General features: G+C 69.4%; 16 protein-coding genes. All 16 read right to left on the minus strand.

Going from position 1 to position 15,767, the window contains the following annotated elements; translation table 11 throughout:
- Positions 1-23: 23 nt before the first annotated feature.
- Entirely contained in the window at positions 24-1,100 is a 1,077-nt protein-coding gene (locus tag FGL94_RS01055) for a metal ABC transporter permease (RefSeq protein ID WP_144920108.1), read from the minus strand.
- A complete protein-coding gene (locus tag FGL94_RS01060; RefSeq protein WP_144920110.1) occupies positions 1,100-1,840 on the minus strand; it encodes a metal ABC transporter ATP-binding protein in 741 nt (246 codons plus the stop codon). Before FGL94_RS01060 ends, FGL94_RS01055 begins: the two co-directional genes overlap by 1 nt.
- Positions 1,841-1,934: 94 nt before the next feature.
- Complete coding sequence (locus tag FGL94_RS01065) at positions 1,935-2,966, minus strand: metal ABC transporter solute-binding protein, Zn/Mn family (protein ID WP_144920112.1); 1,032 nt, start codon at positions 2,964-2,966, stop codon at positions 1,935-1,937.
- Positions 2,967-3,094: 128 nt separating this feature from the next.
- Positions 3,095-3,589 (minus strand): YbaK/EbsC family protein, encoded by a 495-nt coding sequence (locus tag FGL94_RS01070; RefSeq protein ID WP_144920114.1) that lies wholly within the window; start codon positions 3,587-3,589, stop codon positions 3,095-3,097.
- A 96-nt stretch (positions 3,590-3,685) separates the two neighbouring features.
- Positions 3,686-4,411 carry a ribosome assembly factor SBDS gene (locus FGL94_RS01075; RefSeq protein WP_144920116.1) on the minus strand — a complete coding sequence of 242 codons (726 nt, stop codon included), beginning with the start codon at positions 4,409-4,411 and terminating at the stop codon, positions 3,686-3,688.
- 83 nt (positions 4,412-4,494) lie between these two features.
- Entirely contained in the window at positions 4,495-4,695 is a 201-nt protein-coding gene (locus FGL94_RS01080; protein ID WP_144920118.1) for a DUF7576 family protein, read from the minus strand.
- Positions 4,696-4,761: 66 nt separating this feature from the next.
- Positions 4,762-6,258 (minus strand): CRTAC1 family protein, encoded by a 1,497-nt coding sequence (locus FGL94_RS01085; RefSeq protein WP_144920120.1) that lies wholly within the window; start codon positions 6,256-6,258, stop codon positions 4,762-4,764.
- A gap of 77 nt (positions 6,259-6,335) precedes the next feature.
- On the minus strand, positions 6,336-8,126 hold the full coding sequence (locus FGL94_RS01090) for a Na(+)/H(+) antiporter subunit D (protein WP_144920122.1): 1,791 nt from the start codon (positions 8,124-8,126) through the stop codon (positions 6,336-6,338).
- Positions 8,123-10,231 (minus strand): cation:proton antiporter, encoded by a 2,109-nt coding sequence (locus FGL94_RS01095; RefSeq protein ID WP_144920124.1) that lies wholly within the window; start codon positions 10,229-10,231, stop codon positions 8,123-8,125. The genes FGL94_RS01090 and FGL94_RS01095 overlap by 4 nt, the downstream gene beginning before the upstream one ends.
- A complete protein-coding gene (locus FGL94_RS01100) occupies positions 10,228-11,865 on the minus strand; it encodes a proton-conducting transporter transmembrane domain-containing protein (protein WP_144920126.1) in 1,638 nt (545 codons plus the stop codon). Before FGL94_RS01100 ends, FGL94_RS01095 begins: the two co-directional genes overlap by 4 nt.
- Positions 11,858-12,421: a cation:proton antiporter subunit C gene (locus FGL94_RS01105; protein ID WP_144920128.1), complete on the minus strand. Its 564-nt coding sequence runs from the start codon at positions 12,419-12,421 to the stop codon at positions 11,858-11,860. Before FGL94_RS01105 ends, FGL94_RS01100 begins: the two co-directional genes overlap by 8 nt.
- Complete coding sequence (locus FGL94_RS01110) at positions 12,418-13,143, minus strand: MnhB domain-containing protein (protein ID WP_144920130.1); 726 nt, start codon at positions 13,141-13,143, stop codon at positions 12,418-12,420. Before FGL94_RS01110 ends, FGL94_RS01105 begins: the two co-directional genes overlap by 4 nt.
- Positions 13,140-13,715: a DUF4040 domain-containing protein gene (locus tag FGL94_RS01115; RefSeq protein WP_144920132.1), complete on the minus strand. Its 576-nt coding sequence runs from the start codon at positions 13,713-13,715 to the stop codon at positions 13,140-13,142. The genes FGL94_RS01110 and FGL94_RS01115 overlap by 4 nt, the downstream gene beginning before the upstream one ends.
- A complete protein-coding gene (gene mnhG, locus FGL94_RS01120) occupies positions 13,712-14,038 on the minus strand; it encodes a monovalent cation/H(+) antiporter subunit G (protein WP_144920134.1) in 327 nt (108 codons plus the stop codon). The genes FGL94_RS01115 and mnhG overlap by 4 nt, the downstream gene beginning before the upstream one ends.
- Entirely contained in the window at positions 14,038-14,343 is a 306-nt protein-coding gene (locus tag FGL94_RS01125; RefSeq protein WP_144920136.1) for a cation:proton antiporter, read from the minus strand. Before FGL94_RS01125 ends, mnhG begins: the two co-directional genes overlap by 1 nt.
- A complete protein-coding gene (locus FGL94_RS01130; RefSeq protein ID WP_144920137.1) occupies positions 14,340-15,629 on the minus strand; it encodes a monovalent cation/H+ antiporter subunit E in 1,290 nt (429 codons plus the stop codon). The genes FGL94_RS01125 and FGL94_RS01130 overlap by 4 nt, the downstream gene beginning before the upstream one ends.
- Between the last annotated feature and the right edge of the window lie 138 nt (positions 15,630-15,767).

Consider the following 15,767-nt stretch of genomic DNA (forward strand, 5'->3'; position numbering starts at 1 on the left):
TCCCGAGCGGTCTCGATCCGTCCTCACCCGTGCGCCGAGATCGCCTTCACCGAGAAGCCGGAGCCGACGATGCTCGCGAGGTACAGCGCGATGGCCGTCACGACGATCGACCCTCCAGAGGGGAGCCCGAGGCCGATCGAGACGGCGAATCCGCCGATCACCGACAGCTGGCCGAAGATCACCGCGAGGTACATCGTCTCGCGGAAGCTCCGGGCGATCTGGGAGGCGGCCGCGACCGGGACGACGAGCATTGCGGCGACGAGGATGACGCCGAGCACCTGCATCGCGCCGACGACGACGACCGCGGTCATCACCACGAGCAGCGTGTTGTAGCCGGTGACGTTCAGCTGGGCGACGCGGGCCGCCTGCTCGTCGAAGGTGATGAACAGGAGCTGTTTGTACGTCAACGCGACCCCGGCGACGACGAGGATCGACAGCGCCCCCATCAGTCGCGCGCCCTCGGCCGTGACGACCGCGAGGTTCCCGAACAGGTACCCCTCGATGTTGATCGCCGTCAGCCCCCGACCGTAGCTGACGATCAGCGTGCCGACAGCGAAGCTCCCGCTGAGCATGATCGCGATCGGCACGTCGCCGTAGGCGTCGGTGCGCTCGGTGAGCCACTGGACCACGAGCGCACCGAGGATTCCGACGACCAAGGCGATCAGAAGCAGCGAGCCGTTCCAGCCCGTCGCGGCGTTGACGAGGATGCCGATCGCGACGCCCGCGAACGCGGTGTGCGCGAGCGTTTCGCCGATCAGCGCCATCTCGCGGTGGACGAGGAACGACCCGACGAGCGGCGCGACGACCCCGACGAGCACGCCGACCGCCATCGACTGCCACATGATCGGGTGCCGGAACACGTTCGTCCCGAAGGCGGCGTCCATCCCCCGCCCGAACGACCGGAACGCGGCGTATAGATCGCTCGCGACCGGGAGGTCCTGCGCCCAGTAGAGGAGGAGGAACCCGAGCATGCCGAGCGCGACGAACGCGGTGAGGCCGATGCCGGCGAGTTCGATCCGCCGCCGGAGCCCGCGGTCAGGCCTCGCGTTCGCGTTCGATTCGGTCTCCCCCTCGCCGTCCGGCGTCGCGGTCCCGCTCATCAGTGGTGGTGGTGGACGACCTGTCCGGTGGTGCCGTACGCCTCCGCGAGGGCGTCGCTCTCGACGAACGACTCGGTGTCCCCGTGGTGGTACAGCTCGGTGTTGATACAGGCGATGCGGTTCGCGCGGTCGGTGACGACGCCGATGTCGTGTTCGATGAGGATGATGGTGATCCCCTCGTCGTTCAGCTCGTCGAGGAGGGCGTAGAAGGCGTCGCGCGACTCGGCGTCGACGCCGACCGTCGGCTCGTCGAGCGCGAGGAGGTCCGCGTCGCTCGCCAGGGCCCGAGCGATGTACGCCCGCTGCTTCTGCCCGCCGGACAGCTCCGAGACGAGCCGGTCGGCGAGGTCGTCGATGCCGACCGTCTCGATCGCGTCCGCGACGGCGACGCGGTCGGCCTCGGAGAGCCTCCCTCGGCCGGCGTGCGCGAACCGACCCATCGTAACGCACTCGCGGACGGTGACCGGCATCGCGCCGCCCCGGCTGGTCGCCTTCTGTGAGACGTAGCCGATCCGGCCGCCGTCGTCGAACTCCTCGACCGGTCGCCCGAACAGTTCCACAGAGCCCGCGTCGGGCTCGTGGAGTCCGAGCATGAGGTGGAGCAGGGTGGTCTTCCCGGAGCCGTTCGGCCCGACGAGCCCGAGGAAGTCGCCCTCCTCGACCGTCAGAGAGACGTCGCTCACGGCGACGGTGTCGCCGTAGGAGAACGTCACGCCGTCGAGGTCGACGATTGCGGTCACTGCGTGTGTCCGATCTGGGTCGCCCGAACGTTTAGCTCTTTTAGTCCGTCGTCGCGCCGGCGGGTCGGCCGCGGCTCGTTCACCGATTCCCTCACTACGCGCCGAACGCCCGTTCGAACGCGGGGACGTTGACCTCGGTCATCTGTTCGAGGTAGCCGTAGCCGGCGTCGTTCCACTCCTCCGTCGTGCCGCCGGCCGGCGAGACCGCGGTCGTCTCCGTCGCGTCGCTGTTCTCGACTATCGTCTCGGCGAGCCTGGTCGACTCGAAGCGGTCGTAGAGGATCGTGTCGATTCCCTCGGCGTTCACCAGCTCGATGGTGTCGGCGATCTCGCTCTGGCTCGGCTCGTTCTGCGGCGAGACGCCGACCGGCGAGTGGAGCCGGAACCCGTAGCGCGCCTCCAAGTACTGGAAGGAGTTGTGGCCCGCGATGACGGCCACGTCGCGGGCGGCGTCCTCGGCGATCGACTCGAACGCGGCGTCGACTCCGTCGAGCTCCTCGGCGTACGCGGCCGCGTTATCGGCGTAGACCTCGGCGTTGTCCGGATCGGCCTCGCCGAGCCCGGCCGCGATGGTGTCGACCATTTCGGCCGCGAAAACCGGATCGACCCAGACGTGGGGATCGTACTGGCGGTCGTTGTTGTCTCCTTCGCCGTCGTGGCCGTCCTCGTCCTCGTCGTGGGGCTCCCCGTCGTGTCCGTCTTCACCTTCCTCGTCCTCGTGCGAATGGTTCCAGTCGAGGAGATCGTCCTCGACGTCGGCGAGCGCGTCGATGACGGCGACGGAGTCGTAGTCGGCCTCCAGCGTCGCGGCGAGGTCCTGCGCCCACGAGAACTCGGGGCTATCGAGGTAGACGAACGCGTCGGTCGAAGCGATGTCGGCGGCGAGGTTGCCGTCAGGCGTCCACCCGTGGCCGAGACGGCCGACCTCGACGGGGCTCTCGAAGCTCGCGCGGTCGCCGGCGACCGCGTTCGCCCAGTCGTTGAGCGTAAAGAAGGCGGCGTACCCGCCGTCGAACCCGGCGGTGCCCTCGTCCGCGGCGCCAGAACAGCCGGCGAGAGCGGTCGCCGCGCCGGCGGCCAGCAGTCCCGCGCCGCGCTTCACCACCGATCGACGTGAGTGAGCCATACCCGTCACTACCGCGTTTTAACAGAAAAGTATTGTTATTTCACAATAGAAGTTTAATAAATCTCGGGCGCGAGAGCGGGTTCGATTAACAACGTGGGTTCCGCGGGCGAACCTGGCGGGCGATCCGTTTACCCCGTGAGATCGACAGTCGTCGCGTCAGCGAGATCCGCGAGCCGCTCGGGAGGGATCGCGAACACTGCGCTCGGCGTCCCCGCCGCACCGTAGACGGTGTCGTACCCCGCGAGCGTCGGGTCGAAGACGGTCGGCAGCGCGGCGTCGTGACAGATCGGCGGCACGCCACCGATGCTCCAGCCGACGACCTCGCGTATCTCCTCCGGATTCGCCATCGCCGCCGAGGCCGCGCCGAACCGCTCCGCGACCGCGTCCAGATCGAGCCGATTCGCGCCGCTCGTGATAGCCGCGACGAGGGACTCCGGACCCGCCTCCCGCTCCGGCTCCGAGAGCGACACCACGATGGTGGAGGCGATCGCCGCGGTGTCACAGCCGACGGCGTCGGCGGCCGCGGCCGCCGTCTTCGTCCCCGCGTCGAACTCCAGCACGTCGAGGTCGACGCCGTGTCGGTCTCGCGCTCGTTCCGCGAACTCAGTCGCGCGCTCGTGCATGACGAGAAAGAGGTCCGCGGCCGGGTATGAAGCTCTCGGCCGCGGCACGTATGGCGATCGTTGAAACCGACCGCCGGGCGCGGCGCGGTCGACGCCTCACCGCGTCCGAAGCTCGTCTTTGTCCTTGATCACGCGGGCGTCGCCTTCCCCGGACGTGACCTCGTTGACGAGGTCGTACAGGTCGTTTTGAAGCCCGGCCGGAAAGGTGAGCACGCCCACCCACGAGCCGTCGTTCTGCCACTCCTCGCGTTCGAGGTCACCGAACTCGCGGATCTGGGCTTGCCCGGAGCCCGCGTAGTCGGCGGGGAGTTGGACCGCCATCGTCACCTCCTCGAATCGGATCGGGATGACGGGGCGGAGCGCCTCGAGGGCGTCGTCGACCTGGTTCTCGACCGGCTCCATCGGGTCGACCTGAAAGCCCGCCTCTTCGAGGGCGCGCTCGATCCGCTCGGGCGGGTGCGGCGAGTCGTCCATCTGCGGGTTCACGGCGTTGCGCGTGATGGTGGTGACGAGCTGGTTGTGCTTGCGTTCCATCATCTCCTCGCGCTGCTCGGCGGTGATCTGGATCTCCCCGCGCTCGACGACCTCGGGGATGACCTCGAGCGGATCGGTCGTGCCGAACACGGTCTCTAGGTCCTCCTCGGCCGGCCGATCCCCGCGCGACGCGTTCTCGAACACGTCCTCGGCGGCGATCACGTCCTCCAAGTCGCCCTCGAACTCCCCCCGTTTCATCGCGAGCGCGGCGTCGGGGTCGATCAGCACCTCGAACCGTTCACCGTGCGACTCCAGTCGCGCCGTCACGGCCTCGTCGAGCGATATCATACTGACCGATACCACCCCCGTCGTGAAAAAGCCTCCCGCGCCGCGACATCGACTGTCCGGTTCGGATCGGTCCACCCCTCCGGTTAGCTCCCCACCGAGTGCCGCTCGTCCGTCCATTCGCCGCGACAGGCCTCCGAGCAGAAGTTCCGGTGCACCGCGTCGTCGCCGTCGACCCACGTCACCGTCCGTCGGTCGGCTCCCAGCGCCGGCTCCCCGCAGGTCGCACAGCGCGGCGCGGACTCCTCGTCGACGTCCTCTTCGAGGTCGGAAGTCGGATCTACCATACCCGTCCGTACACCTCCGGACACTTGAACCTGCGAAGGGCGGCAGTTCTGGCCGTGCGGATCGCCTTACCGACCGACGGGGTGGCCGCCGCTCCCTTCACTCCGCCTACCTCCGTCGTTTCGCCCGCGTCCCCGCCGCCTCCCGGTCGCCGCCGCGATCCGCGAGGGGTGTTCGACCGCGAGCTCCGCGTTTACCGGCGGGTCGGTGAGAGTCCGCTCGCGGCCGTCCGGCCACCGCACGTCCACTCGGACCGGGGTCGCCCCGCCGAGCCCGAAGTGCGCCACCGGTTCGGTCTGACAGAGACAACCGCCGCCGGCGTCGACGGTACGGCGTTGGACGCCGTCGGCCGTTTCGAGCCGGACAACGGCGCCCCGGGCCGGCGCCCCGTGCCGCGTGGTCGGACGAACGCGGACCCATCCGGCGGCCGCCGCAGTCGGGTCCTTATACACCGAGATCGGTTGGGCCGCGACCTCGCCGTGGACCACGATCAGTTCGAGGACGCCGTCGCCGTCGAGGTCGGCCGCGACCGCGCCGGTTCCGAACCCGTCCGGTTCGGCGGCCGGTCCCGGGTCGACGCGGCGCCAGCGCGCGTCGTCGCCCTCGGCGGTCTCGCCCGCCCCCTCGCTCGCTCTCTCGCCGCCGCGCGCGAAGAGCCGATTCGGCCCTCCCGAGGCGTTGAAGAACAGCTCTTCGCGGCCGTCGTTGTCGAAGTCCGCGGCGACGACGGTCCGGACGCGGCCGGTCTCACGGAGCGCGGGCGGCGCCGCGTCGACGAACCCGCCGTCGGGCGCTCTGCGGAGGAGGCGGTTCGGCCCGCTCTCGTTGCCGACCGCGAACGCGAATCGACCGCCCTCGTCGACGAGGGCGGCCCCCCGCGTGTCGCCGGCCGGGTCCGAGAGCGCGGCGCCGCCGTCGGCGTTGTCGTAGTGGCCGCCGTCGTTCCGGAACAGCCGGTTCGGTCCCCGCTCGACGCCCGCGAACAGGTCGCCCTCGCCGGAGCAGTGTGGGACCGTGAGCAGCGACCGACACCCCCCGTCGACCTCTAGCCCGACCGCGTCGGCCATGTCCGTGATCTCGCCGTCGTCGCCGATCTCGTAGAAGGCGAGCGGGGCCGCGTACCCGGAGACGGCGACACCGTATCGGCCGGTCCCGAGGCGGTCGAGCGCCGCGACCGATCGACCGGCGCGCACGTCGAGCCGATCCGCGTTCACATCGAGCGCGAATAGGTCGGTCCAGCGGTATCGCTCGGACTCGAGCCGATTTAAGAGGAGGTCCGGGTCGCCGCCGCCGTCGACGCCCTTGGTGCAGTTGTGGACGTACACCTCCTCGCAGCCGTCGGCGTCAAGGTCCGCCGCGCACACGCCCATCCCGTGTCGGGTCCCGTCGGCGACGATGCCGCAGGCCGTGTCGACGAAGCGGTCCCCGTCGCGGGCGTACAGCCGGTTAGGCTCCCCGTATCCCGCGACGAAGACCAGCGGCCCCTCCCGGCCGGGTGTCACCGCGACGCCGTAGCCCCGAACTGGGTCGTCGTCCGCGACGAGGTCGGACCGCTCCGTGAACATGACCGTCCGTCACCGCTCGGGGAATAAGAACTCACGGGTCCGTTCGGAGCGGTCTTTATAAACCCGTCCGCGCCGCGCTAGCCGAGCACGAACACGAACAGCGCCACCCCGGCGGCGAGCGTTAAGAAGAGGACGCTCCGCCCGATGCCGGTCCGGATCTCGACGTCGACGCCGGCGCGTCCGAGCGCCTCCCGCGGGTGCATTCCGGTCCACTCGGCGGCCGCGATCGCGCTCATCACCGCGCGGTCGACGGCGGCCCACAGCTCGGTGACGCCCCAGATCGTGCCGCGAGCGAGGTAGAACGCGGCGGGGTACGTCACGGCGTCCACGTCACGCATGTGGTGGGCGAGCCACCCGAGCGGGCGCTTCAGCGCGAAGAAGCCGACGAAGCCGGTCCCCATCAGCCACGCCGACTCGGTCAGGTGGCTCATGCTGTAGGGCTTGAAGTAGACATCCTCGCTGAGGATAATCTCCGTGAACGGCATCAGCTCGATCAGCTGGTAGTAGAACACCCCGAAGAAGACGCAGGCGCCGCCGGCGAGCACCATCCCGGCGGTCTGGAACGGGGTGGCGTCCTTCGGCGACAGCGTCGCGGAGCCGTGGAAGAACACGTAGTAGCCGAGCTTGATGAACGACATGAACGTCCCCACGCCGCCGAGGATCAGAAGCCACCAGAGGAGCCCGCTGTCCAACAGGAGCACGTAGTTGTGGACCTCGTGTGCGGAGTCGATCACCATCCCCTTCGAGATGAACCCGTTGAACCCCGGAACGGCCGTAATCGAGGCCGCACCGACGACGTACAGCAGAAAGGCGACCGGCATCTCCCGCCACAGTCCGCCCATGTCCCTGATGTCCTCGACGCCGGTCCGGTAGATCACGACGCCGACCGCCATGAACAGCAGGCTCTTGTAGAGGACGTTGTTGAACAGGTGCGCGAACCCGCCGGTGACCGCGAACTCGCCGACGTACGTCGCTAGTCCGAGCCCGGCGAGCATGTAGCCGACCTGCGCCTGGATGTGGTACGACAACAGCCGGCGCGGGTCGTACTGCAGCAGCGCGAAGAAGGCACCGTAGACGGCCATGAACCCGCCGAGGTACGCGAGCCACATCCCGCCCTCCGGGAACGCGCGGTACATCACGTACACCGCGGTCTTCGTCGTGAACACCGAGAGGAACACCGACGCCGCGACGTGCGGGCGCGGGTAGGTGTCCGGCAGCCACGTGTGCAGGAAGATGAACCCGCAGTTGACGCCGATCCCGATCGCCGCGAGCAGCGTCGCGCTGGCGTGGATCCCGGTCGTCGACGAGAACAGGAAGATCTCGGCGGCCGGCACGCTGCCGAGCATCGACGCGCCGTGGACGACGACCGCGCCGAGCAGGAACGTCCCGCCGATCCCGTGGAACAGGGCGTAGCGGTAGCCGGCCCGGACCGCCGCGCCGCCGTACTGCCACACCAGCAAGGTGCTGGTGACGGCCATCAGCTCCCAGAAGAAGATCAGGGTGAGCCAGTCGCCGGCGTATATCGTCCCGACAGTCGAGGAGACGTAGATCAGCGCGAACGCGGTCACCCACGTGGGCGCCTCCGTCCCGTACGCGTACAGCACCGCCGCGGTCGCGAGGAAGCCGACGACGACGCCCATCAGCAGCGAGAACTGGTCGACGTTGAACCACACCACGTCGAAGCCGAGGAACTGCGTCGCGAGGTGCGCGCCCGTCCCGCCGTCGCCGAGCAGGACGGCCTGTGCGAACGTGAACGCCGTCGCCAGCGCGGCCGCCGCGTGGCCGAGCCGGCGCGGGAGCGCCAGCACGGCGAGCGCGGCGAACGCGAGCAGCACGTACGGCGGCACGGACGTGAGAATCGGGTTCACGGCCGCATCACCCCCTCGGGGAGCCGCGTGTCGACGATGAGCTCGATCAGCTCCAGGAAGCCCATCTCGTAGGGAATCACGCCGAGCAGCACCGCGAGGCTCATCGCGGTGAGGATCGGCCCGAGCGTGAACCACGTCGACTCGCGCCCGCGGAGGGCGTCGAGCCCGGCGACGCGTTCCCAGCCGCCTGCGGGCGGGCCGCCGGCGTGGCCGTGGCCGTCGTGGTCCGCGTGATCCGTGTGATCGTCACCGTGGTCGTCGTGACTCGTGTCGTCGCCATCGTCGGTGTCGTTCGGTTCGCTTCCGGCCGCCGCGGAGTCGTCGCCGCGCCCCACGCCGAACGGCACGTTGGCGTCCGAGGGTCGCGAGTCGACCGCGTAATCGCCGGTGTCGACGCGCTCGGCGGGCTCTGAGAAGTCCCGGTCGCTCGTGTCGAAGTCAGGACGGACAACTCCCTCCTCGTCGGTCGGGAGGTCGTCCATCTCCGCGTCGGGGATGTCGGAGTCGTCCGGGACCTCGGCGTCGTCGCCGATGGATTCGGTGTCCTCGTCGTCAACCGCCGAGTCGCCCTCGGCGCTCTCGACGACCTCGTCGATGTCGGCCTCGTCGTCTGCAGTACCGTCGCTATCGGCGTCATCGCCGGGATGACCCCCGTCGGTCGCCGGCAGCGTCGACCGCGACTCGCCGCCCATCCGGAAGTCGACGAGCGGCTTCGCGTCGTGGGCGTCCTCCGCCTCGAAGAAGGCGGTGTAGATCACCGGCCAGAAGTACGCGATGTTGAGCACCCCGGAGAGCAGCAGCGCCCCGACGAGGTAGTAGGCGATCGGAGTGAACCGGGCGCCCATCCGTATCCCGCCGATCAGCATGTAGTACTTGCTCACGAACCCGGCGAGCAGCGGGATCCCCGCCATCCCGAGCGAGGCGACGGTAAAGGCCCCCATGGTCAGGGGCATCCGCTTGCCGATCCCCGCCATCTCGGAGATGTAGTCGGTGTGCGTCGAGACGTGGAGGTTCCCCGCGCAGAAGAACAGGGTGAGCTTCATGAACGCGTGCGCCGGGATGTGCAGCAGCGCGCCGACGAGCCCGTACCACCCGAACAGCCCGAGCCCGAGGATGATGTAGCTCAGCTGGCTCACCGTCGAGTAGGCGAGCCGCTGTTTCAGGTGGTCCTTCCGCAGCGCGATGATGGAGGCCGCGGTCAGCGTGATCGCTCCGATTGTCGAGAGGACGAGCCCGGCCGAGAAGCCGAAGGGGAGCGAGAGGTCGAAGACGAGCTCCGGCCCGAACACGTCGAGGACGACCCGGGAGACGCCGAACGCGCCCGACTTGACGACCGCGACCGCGTGGAGCAGCCCGGAGACGGGCGTCGGCGCGACCATCGCCTCGGGGAGCCACTGGTGGAGCGGCATGATCCCGGCCTTCACGCCGAACCCGATCGCGAGGAGGAAGAAGGCGAGCATCGCGAGGCCGGGGTCGGCGTTCGCCAGCTCCTCGATGCCGCCGGCCGTGAACGAGACGTTGCCGGCGATCAGGTAGACGAGGGCGGTCCCCGCGAGCACGAGAACGCCCCCGCCGAACATCGTGTACGCGAGGTACTTCCGACCCGCCGCCCGGGCCTCGTCGGTCTCGTCGTGGGCGACGAGCGGGTACGTCGCGATCGAGAGGATCTCGTAGAACACGAAGATCGTCACGAGGTTGCCCGCGAACGCGATCCCCATCGTCGCCGACAGCGACACCGCGAAGGCGGCGAAGTACCGGGTCTGATTGGTCTCGTCGTTCCCGCGCATGTAGCCGATGCTGTAGAAGGAGGTGACGATCCACAGCCCGCTCGCGAGGAACGCGAACAGCATCCCCAGCGCGTCGGCGCGCAGGACGAACTCGATGCCGCCGGGCAGGAACGCGCCGAGCGACCACTCGAAGACGGCGCCGTCGAGGACCGCCGGCAGCATCGAGGCGACGATCGCGAACTTCGCGACCGCCGCCGCGATCGTCCACCCCTCGCGGACGTTCGGCGAGCGGTGCGACGCGACGATGAAGAACGCCGCGACGAACGAGACGAGGACCGCCAGTAGGGGACGTAGGTCTGTGATTGGAACGTCGGTCATGCGAACACCTCCGTGAGGAACGGATCGAACCACTCGAACAGCGCGTAGCCGCCGAAGCCGAGCGCGACCGTCGTCAGCGCCGCGAGGATCAGGATCGCGAGCGGGGTCGAGGGCACGCGGTCCGGAACGAACCGCGACCGGGGCGCCCCCTCGGCGGGCGTGAGGGGGCCGTCGTCGCCGGTCGCCGACTCGCGACCGCCGTCGGCCGCGACGCCGTGGTCGGAGCCGCCGTCGTCGTGACCGGCGTCGACGCGCTCGTCACCGTGGTCGCCTTCGCCGTGGCCGTCGGTGAGCCCGGCGCCGGCGAAGTAGAACCGCTCGATCACCCGCGCGACGTACGACAGCGTGAACAGCGTGCTGAGGAAGATCACGACCGCGATCGCGATCCCGGCGGACCCGCCGCCGCTCATGCTCGCCTCCGCCGCGCCGACGCCGATGTACCACTTCCCGAGGAAGCCGATCGACGGCGGGATCCCGACGAGACCGAGCCCCAGCAGGGCGACCGCACCGGTCGTGTACGGCGCGGACCGGGCCGCGCTCGCGAGGTCGTCGAGTTCGCGGGCGCCGTAGCCGAGCGCTAACAGCCCGACTCCGAGGAACAGCCCGAACTTCAGCAGACCGTGGCCGATGAGGTGGACGATCCCGCCGAGCAGCGCGGTCTCGTTCGCGAGCGCGACCGCGGCGACGATCATCCCGAACTGGGCGACCGAGGAGTACGCGAACATCCGCTTGAGGTCGGACTGCATCGCCGCGAGCGCGGAGCCGGCGAGGATCGACGCGCCGGCGACGATCAGCATGACCGTCGTGATCGCGTCGTTGGCCGCGAGGAAGTCGACCGTGAAGACGGTGTACGACACCCGGATCAGCGCGTACGCGCTCGCGGTCGACACGAGCGCCGCGACGATCGTCGTCACCGAGTCCGGCGCGCGCTGGTAGGCGTCCGGCTGCCACGCGTGGATCGGGAACACGGCGACCTTCAGCCCGAGCCCCGCGACGATCAGCGCGTAGCTCGCGCGGATCAGCGGGTCGGCGTAGCTCGCCTGCTCGACGATCTGCACCTGCATGTCGAGCATGTTCAGGGTCCCCGTCGCGAGGAAGGCGTAGCCGACGCCCAGCAGGTACAGCGAGGCGCCGACCGTCCCCACCACGAGGTACTTCAGTGAGGCGTACGCGCTCGCCCCGGACCGGTCGGCCGCGATGAGCGCGTACGTCGAGATCCCGACGATCTCTAGGAACACGAACATGTTGAACAGGTCGCCCGTGAGCACGAGCCCGGTGAGTCCTCCGACCAGCAGCAGGTACCCGCTGTAAAACGAGTTGCCGCGCGGGCCGGCCACCCGAGCGAACGCGAGCGTCGCCAGCGAGACGGCGGCGACCAGAGCGAGCACCGCGACCGACAGCTCGTCGGCCACCAGCTCGATCCCGATCGGCGGCTCGTACGTTCCGAGCGCGTGCGAGAGCGCTCCGCCGCGGGCCACCTCGATCCCGATCGCGGCCGCGAGCCCGGCGAGGACCGTCGTCGCGACCGCCGCTATCGGCCACCCCGCGCTCTCGTACTTCAGCCCGAGCCCGAGCGGGAGCGTCGCAGCCACGATCGGCACGGCGATGGCGACCGGGAGGAGCACGTCACTCATCGGTCTCACCCCCGTCGGCGACCGCGGACTCGTCGGTCGGAGCGCCGTCGACTCCGGAACGGCCGTCGACACGGGCCCCGCCGACCGCCGGTCGCTCCGGGAGCGACCCCTCGTCGCGCAGGAGGTCTCGGAGCACGTCGGTTCGGAGCGTCCCGTACTCGTCGTAGATGCGGATACAGAGCGCGAGCCCCACCGCGGTGAGGCTCACGCCGACGACGATGGCGGTGAGCACGATCACGTGCGGGAGCGGGCTGACGAACGTCTCCGTCTCTGCCGCACCTTCGGGGACGATCGGAATCGCGCCGCCCTCGACGTACGCCGATGTGATGAACAGCAGGAATATCGCCGTCTGGAACAGGTTGAGGCCGATTATCTTCTTCACGAGGTTGGGGTTGGCGATCATCATGTAGAGTCCGATACACAACAGCAGCGCGAACGCGACGTAGGCGTGTCTCGTCGTCAGTACGTCGAGCGCCGAGGCGGTCGCGGTCCCGGACGCGAGAACCGAAGCGAGACCGGAAACGGAACCGGCCGCGGCGTCGAGGGCGACCGTCATCGGTCACCTCCGGCGTCGGCGGCGTCCTCCTCGAGGGAACTCCCCTCGTCGATCGGTTCGCTCTCGTCGATCGACCCGTCCTCGTCGAGGGAGCCGCTTCCGAATCCACTTCCATCGGAGTCGAACCCGCTCGCGAGCAGGAAGAACAGCCCCATGAGCACGCCGCTTACGATGGGGGCGATCCCGACGATCTCCACGCCCTCCATCCCGTACTTGACGGGGTCGAGGATCGGGATCGGGAGGAGGTCGTACTGGAGGAACGCCCCGCCGAGCGCGACCGGGACGAGTCCGATGCCGGCGAACGCGAGCGCACCGCCGACCGCGAGCGCGACGACGACGGTGTTCGCGAGCCAGTCGCGCGTCGACTCGATGCCGAACGCGAACGCGATCATGAACACCACGGCGGCCATGATCGCGCCGCCCTGGAACCCGCCTCCCGGCGATCCGCTCCCGTGGAAGGTGATGAACAGACCGTAGGTGAACGCGAACGGCGTGACCACCTTCACGGTCGGCATGATCACCTGACTCTCGGTGTAGGGCGTTCCCTGCCGTTCCTCGGAGTCGAGCCGCCTCGACCGAGACACGGCGCGATGCGGCGGGAGGTCGGACTCGGTATCGCCCTGGTCGTCCGACGAGGCACCTCCCGAGGCGTCGGACGGGTCGTCGGGGCGCGTGTCGGTGGCTGTGTCGGCCATGTCGGTGTCGTCGACGGCGTCGCTCATGCGAACACCTCCCGGTGGAGCACGATCAGCGCCGCGATCCCGCCGGCGAAGACGACGACCGCCTCGCCGAACGTGTCGAACCCCCGGAACGCTGCCAGCACGGCCATCACGGTGTTCTCGACGTGGGTCTGTGCGTACGACTCCGAGAGATACCACTGGCTCACGTCCGGGTTCGACCAGACCGGGGCGTCCGGCGATCCGATCGCCGGAATGTCCCCCATAGTGAGCAGTAGACCGGCGAACAGGAGACCGGCGGCGCCCGCGGCGGGGAGGTTCACCGACTCGAAGACCGCGTCGTGGTCGAGCCGGGTCGTCTTCGCCAGCGTCAACAGCAGCAGGACGGTCGTCACACCGGCGGAGATGGCGGCCTCCGTCAGAGCCACGTCGGGCGCGCGGTAGAACGTGTACAGCGCGGCCATTCCGAGGCTGTACGCCCCGAAGACGATGACCGCCGCGAGCACGTCCCTGGCGAACGCGGTCGCGAGCGCCGTGAGCACGACGAACGCGAGCAGGCTCGCCTCGATCGCGGTGACCTGCGCGACGACCGGAGAGGCAAAGCCGGGAACCGTCATCGGCGCTCGTCCCCCTCGGTCCACGGCACGGTCCCCTCCTCGAAGGCGGCCCGGGCGATCGCGTGGGCCGCCGTCGGGTTCGTCACGAAGATGAAGAACAGCAGGAGCACGCTCTTGACTCCAGCGGCCTCCCAGCCGATCGCGAGCGCGACCGCGGCCAGCCCGAAGCCGGCGCCGAGCGTGTCCGCCTGCGACGCGGTGTGCGCCCGTGAGTACACGTCGGGGAGCCGGAGGACGCCCGTCATCGAGACGAACGTGAAGAACAGCCCGAGCAGCGTGAAGGCGACGACGAGCGCCACGCGAGCGGTTCCGAGCGCGTCCATCACAGCACACCACCCCGCTCGACGGTGAACTTCGAGATGGCGATGGCCATCAGGAAGTTCAACAGCGCGTACACCAACGCGATGTCGAGGAACGTCGGCTCGGAGAGCGCGGCGCTCAGGATGGCGAGGATGACGACGGTGTTCGTCCCGAGGACGTTCACCGCGAGCACCCGGTCCTGCATCGTCGGGCCCTTCACGGCCCGATAGAGCATCCCGATCGCGAGCACGGTGAAGCCCGCGGCCGCGAGGAGCAGGAAGTCGCCGACCGTGTAGCCAGCGGCGAGCGCGGCGTCGACGACACTCACGCGTCGGTCACCTCCGCCGCCTCCTGGTCCTCGTGGTCCTCGTCGTCGGGTTCGACCGCCGAGTCGTCTCCCTCGTCGTCAGCTGGCGACTCTCCGCCGTCGGCGGCGGCGATCGGCAGCTCCTCGGTCGCGTCCGGGCCCTGCAAGATCGCGCAGTCGTCGCGCTCGCGGGGCGTCGGGAGCCGGGCTGACGCCCGCCCGTAGTAGACGAACCGCGTCCAGCGCTCCAGGGAGCCGTCGAAGAGCCCGTCGCGGGCCGACGGGATGAGCGAGTGGACGTACAGGTCGCTGTCGCGGGCCCGGACCGTCAGCGTCCCCGGCGTCAGCGTGATCGAGTTCGCGATCGTCATCAGCGGGAGCCCGCTGCCGACGATCACGCGGACGCGGTTCATCGTCGGTTCGATCGGGAGCCGCGGGTCCAGTATCACCCGCGCGACCTCGACGTTGGCCTTGACGATCTCGAAGAGGAGGACGGGGACGTAGATCACGCCGCGGAGCACCCGCATCGGCGTCCGCGGGACCGCGGGCTCGACGTCGATGCTCACCCGCGAGAGGGTGATCGAGACGATCGCGGCGGTCGCGATCCCCGTCACCCAGTCGAACCAGTAGAGCGGGTCGCCGAGCAGGAGGTAGAACGCGAGCGAGAACCCGAACATCGCGACGAACCGCTTCCCGGTCGCCTCGCTCCGGAGCCGCTCGCGCCGGGTCGGCCGCGTCACCGGCGCCGTCTCGACGGTCAGCGAGGTGTTCGACAGCGCGAACTCCAGCGGCTGGAGCAGGGTCGTGTTGCCGACGGGCGTGTACTCCGGGTCGAGCAGCACGGCGTCGGCCCCGTGTTCCTCGGCGTAGGCGGCGAGCACCCGGACGTAGTCGTCCGGCCCGAACAGGTACTCGTCGGCGCCGATGAGCTCCGTCGCGACGGTCACCGCCGGGCGCTCCCCGTCGATGTCGTCGCTATCGTCGAGATCGGAGTTCGCCCACGCCTCGGCGCGTTCGAGGACGCGCTCGGCCGCTGACGCTCGGTCGTCGGAACCGGGGTCGCCGTCGCGCCACGACGCGATCTCTACGAGGTGGATCGTCGAGAAGCCGTCGTCAATAGCCGCCTCGACCGCGTACGCGATCGTCGCGCGCAGGGTCGGCGTCGGTTCGACGGGCACGACGAGCCCCCCGGTCGGAGCGGACGGGGATCCGCGTTCCGCACCGTCGCTGGGGTCATCGCGGTCGCCAGCTTTGTCACCGGTGGCCTCGCCATCGGTGGCGTCGCTACCGGCGTCGGTGTCAGCCACCCACCACACCTCCGACGGAACCGAGTTTCGCCGTCTCTGTGCACATGGGTATCTCTGTCTCGATCCTTTCTCTACCGACTCAAAACAGTTTGTATCCGCGATGGTTTCGGGGTGGTGAGGGGTGAGACGCCGTCTACG

The sequence above is a fragment of the Halorubrum salsamenti genome (genome assembly GCF_007671685.1).
Taxonomy (GTDB): domain Archaea; phylum Halobacteriota; class Halobacteria; order Halobacteriales; family Haloferacaceae; genus Halorubrum; species Halorubrum salsamenti.

Excerpts from the sequence above, each read along its gene's own strand:
- FGL94_RS01055 (WP_144920108.1), bottom strand. The coding sequence starts at position 1,100 with ATGAGCGGGACCGCGACGCCGGACGGCGAGGGGGAGACCGAATCGAAC.
- FGL94_RS01065 (WP_144920112.1), bottom strand. The coding sequence starts at position 2,966 with ATGGCTCACTCACGTCGATCGGTGGTGAAGCGCGGCGCGGGACTGCTG.
- FGL94_RS01070 (WP_144920114.1), bottom strand. The coding sequence starts at position 3,589 with ATGCACGAGCGCGCGACTGAGTTCGCGGAACGAGCGCGAGACCGACAC.
- FGL94_RS01075 (WP_144920116.1), bottom strand. The coding sequence starts at position 4,411 with ATGATATCGCTCGACGAGGCCGTGACGGCGCGACTGGAGTCGCACGGT.
- FGL94_RS01080 (WP_144920118.1), bottom strand. The coding sequence starts at position 4,695 with ATGGTAGATCCGACTTCCGACCTCGAAGAGGACGTCGACGAGGAGTCC.
- FGL94_RS01085 (WP_144920120.1), bottom strand. The coding sequence starts at position 6,258 with ATGTTCACGGAGCGGTCCGACCTCGTCGCGGACGACGACCCAGTTCGG.
- FGL94_RS01095 (WP_144920124.1), bottom strand. The coding sequence starts at position 10,231 with ATGACCGACGTTCCAATCACAGACCTACGTCCCCTACTGGCGGTCCTC.
- FGL94_RS01100 (WP_144920126.1), bottom strand. The coding sequence starts at position 11,865 with ATGAGTGACGTGCTCCTCCCGGTCGCCATCGCCGTGCCGATCGTGGCT.
- FGL94_RS01105 (WP_144920128.1), bottom strand. The coding sequence starts at position 12,421 with ATGACGGTCGCCCTCGACGCCGCGGCCGGTTCCGTTTCCGGTCTCGCT.
- FGL94_RS01110 (WP_144920130.1), bottom strand. The coding sequence starts at position 13,143 with ATGAGCGACGCCGTCGACGACACCGACATGGCCGACACAGCCACCGAC.
- FGL94_RS01115 (WP_144920132.1), bottom strand. The coding sequence starts at position 13,715 with ATGACGGTTCCCGGCTTTGCCTCTCCGGTCGTCGCGCAGGTCACCGCG.
- mnhG (WP_144920134.1), bottom strand. The coding sequence starts at position 14,038 with ATGGACGCGCTCGGAACCGCTCGCGTGGCGCTCGTCGTCGCCTTCACG.